Annotated in this window: 1 protein-coding gene and 1 pseudogene; both read left to right on the plus strand. The window is 33.0% G+C overall.

Annotated features, from left to right (window positions below; translation table 11 throughout):
* A pseudogene (locus tag ACP7AT_RS15605) lies at window positions 1–110 on the plus strand (IS30 family transposase); the annotation flags it as partial.
* Window positions 111–585: 475 nt separating this feature from the next.
* Window positions 586–5,562 carry a LamG-like jellyroll fold domain-containing protein gene (locus ACP7AT_RS15610; protein WP_426065362.1) on the plus strand — a complete coding sequence of 1,659 codons (4,977 nt, stop codon included), beginning with the start codon at window positions 586–588 and terminating at the stop codon, window positions 5,560–5,562.
* The last annotated feature ends 482 nt before the right edge of the window (window positions 5,563–6,044 follow it).

Below are 6,044 nucleotides of genomic sequence, written 5' to 3' on the forward strand. Positions count from 1 at the left end.
CAGAGAGAATTATAGAAATACAAGAGAAATTAAACAATAGACCAAGAAAAAGATTTAATTTTGAAACACCTAATTATATGTTTAATCAAAAAGTTGCATTTATAACTTGAATCCTGCATATTAAAAGATTCTTTAATTTGAAAAGCTTCAATTCAAATTGTCATTATCAAACTTCTTCATACCAATTTGATGAAATTTTAGAGCGATGTAACTAGAATTGATTGATTTACAAAGCTGTTTGCTGCTCTCTTTTGACATCTTTTATATGTTAAAATCACTCCAAGTGAATATTAAAAGAAATTGACTTAAATTTTTCCAAATTATATAAAAAATAGCCTAAATACGGAGGATAAAAAATTTTTTTTTACGTAAATGCCTGATAACTAAACTATCAACCGAATGTAAACTTGTAAATAAATAGTTAAAATATTTGATTTCCAACTAAAAAGCACCAAATTATTGTACTTAATCGATAAATATTGCCGATGGTCGATTTATTTTTGTTTTTATTTTTGTTTTTTGTATAAAAATTTTTAATTTAGGGCACAAAATAATTAATAATTGTACAAATAAATAAATACCACAGTGAGAAAAAATTACCTTAAAAATTTATTAGTTGCATTTGCACTTTTCTCGTCTCTGTTACTTTTTTCTCAAGGGAATCAAGTAATTAAAGTAAGTTATGGGAATCCACCTATAAATATTGTTAATGGAGCAACTGTAAATTTCGGTGCTTCAACTGAAATTGCATTTTCGATCACTAACGTTCCTGATGGGAGCGGAAATCCATCATTGGTATTGTCAAACCCAGAAGTCACATTAAGCAATGCCAATTTTGTAATTTCATCTCCGGTTTCTCAATTCAATATTAAAAAAGGTGAAAAAAGCGTATTTAAAATAAGAAAAAATAATTTTGCCTGTAATACTTCACCACAATCTACTGTGGTTACTATAAACTCTAATGCCAAAAATTTTCCAGCCTTTTCTTTTACAATAACTTACACGAATGCTCCTTCCATTTCTGTTTTGGGAGGCACGCCAACACAACCCGTTCTTAATGGACAAACTGTTCCCACATCGTCTAATGGTACTTTGTTTGGCACAGTAACAGTTGGTGCAAACACAACGCGAAATTTTTTAATTACTAATACAGGTACTTGTCCATTAACACTTGACCCATTAACATGTTTTGGGTATAATCCTGTAACAGGATTGCCTTCCACTGATTTTATGATAATAGTTCAACCAACGCCTTATCCTTCGGCTGCTGGTACTGCTGCTTCTAATGTTATTATGCCTGGTGGAGCATCTTATTTTGTGGTACTTTTTCGACCACAATCTCCAGGAATTAAATCGGCTATAATTTCACTTCCTAACAATGATGCCACAAAAACTCCTTATACTTTTGTCATAAGTGGCGAAGGATTTAATCCAAGCGTAACCGGACCAGGAGGAGGAAATCCAGACTTTAGGCTGTGGCTTAAATCTACCAGAGGAATTACTTTGCCTGTAGGTGTAAGTACTAATTACAGTGTTCCACTATGGAGAGATTTGGGATCAATGGGGAAAGATGCAGCGCAAACTACCGTTGCTAATCAACCGACTTATGTTGATGCGGAAAGTGCTAACATTAATTTTAATCCTGTTGTAAAGTTCGAAAATACAGCATCACGCAATCAATTTATGTATAACACAGACAACGGATATTATACTCATGAAACTTTTATAGTCATGGAACCGGATGTTGCTGTCGACGGAACAACTTTGCCAATGACTATTATTTCTGGTACTTCTGCTTCAAATCCTACTTATCCAATTATTGCAAACGAGCACACGGGGATTGGTTTTGGTGATTTTACAACACGTTTTGCAAATGAAAGATTATGGTTCAGTCAATGGCAAAATAATAGTGGAAGTTTCTATAGTGTAGCAGACAATGTTGGAAATTATTCTAAAGCAGGGATTATTAATACACGAAATAAATCGACTACAGCTTCAGATGGTGTTGATTTATTGTTTAATACTAATGCTATAGGAACTTTAACAAGCAGTTTGTCCTATTCTAATTTAGGTTACAACGATACGAGCGTAACACCTAATATTTGGAAAGGAACTCCTTATAATATTGGAAAAAATATAAATAGCGGCACTGTTAATGGAACCCTTAACGGCCGAGTGGCGGAGATAATATCATACGCTTCACGTGTGCTTGATGCCAATCGTCCTAAGATTGAAACCTACCTTGCCATAAAATATGGTATCACTTTAGGAGCAAACGGAACCAGTAAAAATTATCTCGATTCAGGGGGAACTATTATTTGGGACGTTACTGCTAATAGCGGTTACAACTATAACATTACCGGAATTGGTAAGGATGTTGCTTCTGATTTGTATCAAAAGCAGTCTAAAAGCAGTAATGATCCCAATGAAGTAACTATAGGTTTAGGGGTTATTGCGACAACTAACAATGCTAATATAAATGAGTTTAAAAAAGATCGCGATTTTTTAGCTTGGGGGTCTGATGGAGGTTCTTATACAGCAGTGGCATTTCCTAATGTAACAACATTGGCAGCAGAACTAACTACCTCGACAACTCGAATCAATAAAAAATGGAAAATTGTTGAAACTAAAAGTGACGTTAACGGCGATGTTGAAAATGTATTTATAAGTATTCCGGGTAATGCATTTAGTAGTTTTGGTGCATTTCCAAGACTTGTAACTGAAGAATATGCTTTAATTGTAAGTGATAATCCTCTTTTTAGAGATGGTGATATCATTGATATAATTCCCTTAAAAAGGAATGAGACTGCAGCTGGAGTTGCAATATTAAACAAAGAGGGAAGCGAAACGTATCAAACATGGTATGATTTTGATGGTATTAAGTATTTTACTTTTGGGAAGGCACTTAAAAAGGAAACTAAACAATTAGTAAACAGCACTGCCAATACAATTGATAAAGATTTTTTGGTGGGAGAATATGCATTGAACCTTAACAGCGGTTCATTTACAATAGGTTGTTGGTTAAGAAATGATGGGAGCAGTACTGCTAATAGGACTATAATTAGCAAAGGTGTTAATTTAGAATTACGTTTAAATGCACAACATAAAGTAGAAGCATATTGGGATGGCGTTTTAAGATTTGAATCAAATACTGCGATTGCTGATGGAAAATGGCATAACATTGTTGCAGTGTATTATGCAGGAGCAGCAGACTTTTACATAGATGGTGTGATAGAATTTTCTAAATTTAACCTTCAAAATCCATCACCTAATTTTTCCAGATTTTCCGTTGGTTCGCTTTATATTGATAAGAATAATATAATTAATCCGTTTAGGGGAGAAATAGACGAAATCAACATCTGGGATATGGCATTATCGTCCAATCAGATAAATTATTTAATGAATCAGGAAATTGAAAAATTTGGTCTTAACGCCAATGGAAAAGTATTGCCTCAAAATATATCTAGCAATGAAATAAAAGCAATCACTTGGAAGACACTAAAAGCATACTATGATTTTAATGCTTTCTATGGTACAACTGTTGAGGGATTGACAGATGAGCGCAATTTTCTTCGAATTAAATATTTAAATAAAAACAAGCAGCTTTTAAATGCCCAAACAGCACCGTTGCCTTACGAAACTGTTGCTGACGGAGAGTGGAATGGAACTAATTCAGCAATGTGGAAAAATGGTGCTATTCAAACTATTCCCAATGCTGTTTCTATAGTTCCTGGTGATTTGACAGTAAATGGAAATATCGTTAAAATTAAAAACAATGTGACTTCAATAGGAAACAAAACTGTTTTAGGATTATTTGTAGAAGGTACTGATGCCACAACTTATAAAACGCTATCAGCAAATAATGATACTAAGGTTCAAGTTTCACATTATTTAAAATTAGATGGTTTACTTGATTTAAAAGGACGTTCTCAATTAGTGCAGACGCTCAATAGTGAACTGGATGCTACCAGTAAAGGTTTTATAAAAAGAGACCAACAAGGTACTGTTAATAAATATAATTATAATTATTGGTCATCTCCCGTAGGGCCAATAAATGCCACTACTAACAACAATGCATATACCGTAAATGCTGTGTTTAAAGATGGGTCTACAACAACTCCTGCAAATATTAATTGGGTAAGTGGATATGATGGAAGTACCGCACCTTTAAGCCTGGCGAGATATTGGTTGTATAAATTTCAAAATGGTACACAATATTCCGATTGGGTACATTTTGATGAAAGCACCGCTACAATTCTACCTTCTCAAGGATTTACTTTAAAAGGAGCAGGAGCTGTAAATGCCAATAGTTCTTTAACTCAAAATTATACATTTATAGGAAAACCCTACAACGGCCTTATTACAGGTAATTCTGTTTTGGCGGATAACTTATTTTTGGTAGGTAATCCTTATCCGTCGGCTTTAGACGCCTATAAATTTATAAATGATAATATTAACACTATTGATGGCCCGATCGATGGCATTATTTCTGGAGAACTTTATTTTTGGCAACATTCTCCGGACAACAATACTCACGTAGTCGGAGGATATACTGGTGGTTATGCTACATTGACTTTAACCGGAGGAACGCCTCCAGTTTTTCCAGCAGGAATTGCAGGTGTAGGGGTAAGTACTAAATTATCATACCAACATATCCCGGTTGGTCAAGGATTTTTTGTAGCAGGAAAACTAGGGATTGTTGGAGCTATACCAATTATTTTTAATAATAATCAACGGGCTTTTGTAAAGGAAAATGATGTTGACGATTTGTCTCTGCCAATTTCCAATACATTATTTAAAATGGTGCCAAAAAAGAAAGATAAAACAGCTATAATTGACCACTTTAAAGACAATAGTAATGATGTAATTTATAATAACTATAATACAAAAATCAGGTTAGGTTTTAACACAGCAAATAATTATCACAGACAGTTATTAATCGGATTCATGAATGATCTGGCGACTGATGGAGTGGATAGAGGTTATGATGGTTATCAGATTGACACACAAAAAAATGATTTATATTTTTTGATTGATAATGCCGAATATACTATTCAAGGTGTTGGTTCATTCGATGTTACTAAATCGTATCCACTAGGAGTAAAAACAGATATAACAGGTAATGTTCAATTTGTCATTGATACTGCGGAATTTTTACCCGCAAATCAAAATGTATATATTCACGATAAGGAAACTTCAATTTACTATGATATTACTAAAGAACCTGCAGCTGTTAATTTATCCGCAGGAACATATAATTCTCGTTTTGAATTAACTTTTCAAACAGATAAAGCACTTGGAACAGGCGAGAATGAATTGCCGGAATCAATGATAATTGTTTACAATAATGAAATCAAAAAGAAATTAGTTATTAGTAAAAATCAATTAGTAGATATTATAGAAGTTTCAATTTACAATATCGTCGGTCAACAGCTAAGTACTTTGAAAAAGGTGCCAAATGCTAATACAGTGGAAATTCCTTTCAATGTACAAAGTGGTGTTTATATAGTAAAAATAATTACTGATAAAGGTGTAATCAGTAAAAAAATAATAAAGCAATAGTGGCTTTCACGATGATATTCTATAAATTAAAAAAATAGTTGATGATAAGGTTTTAAAGAGATATATTCAACTATTTTTTTAAGATTAAGATTGATTGCCACGAACGCCATTAGCTTTAAAATTACTTCTACACGATATATTGTGCTACCTTATATATAGGAGTGAAAAAGTAACAGTACAATTTTGTACAATATAATGTATCGGACAAAACCATTAGTTAGCTTAATCATGTTTTTGAATAATGGCACGGAAGTAACATTTGAAGTCGCAAAGCGTAGTGATGAGCTACAAATAATGCAATACTGTTTGAATTTTGAAAGATGGGCTAAGCAAAGAAATGCTTATGAAGGAATCTTTCATCAGTGAAATTGGCGATTTGGAAGTACAAATGGTTTTATTTGGTGTTTGATTGTAGATTTGTTTAAAAAACTTGTTCTTTCAAAAAACATGATATCAGTTAGTTAAAGATAAAGTTAAGAAAA

Source organism: Flavobacterium sp. DSP2-3-1 (assembly GCF_049896865.1).
Classification (GTDB): Bacteria; Bacteroidota; Bacteroidia; order Flavobacteriales; family Flavobacteriaceae; genus Flavobacterium.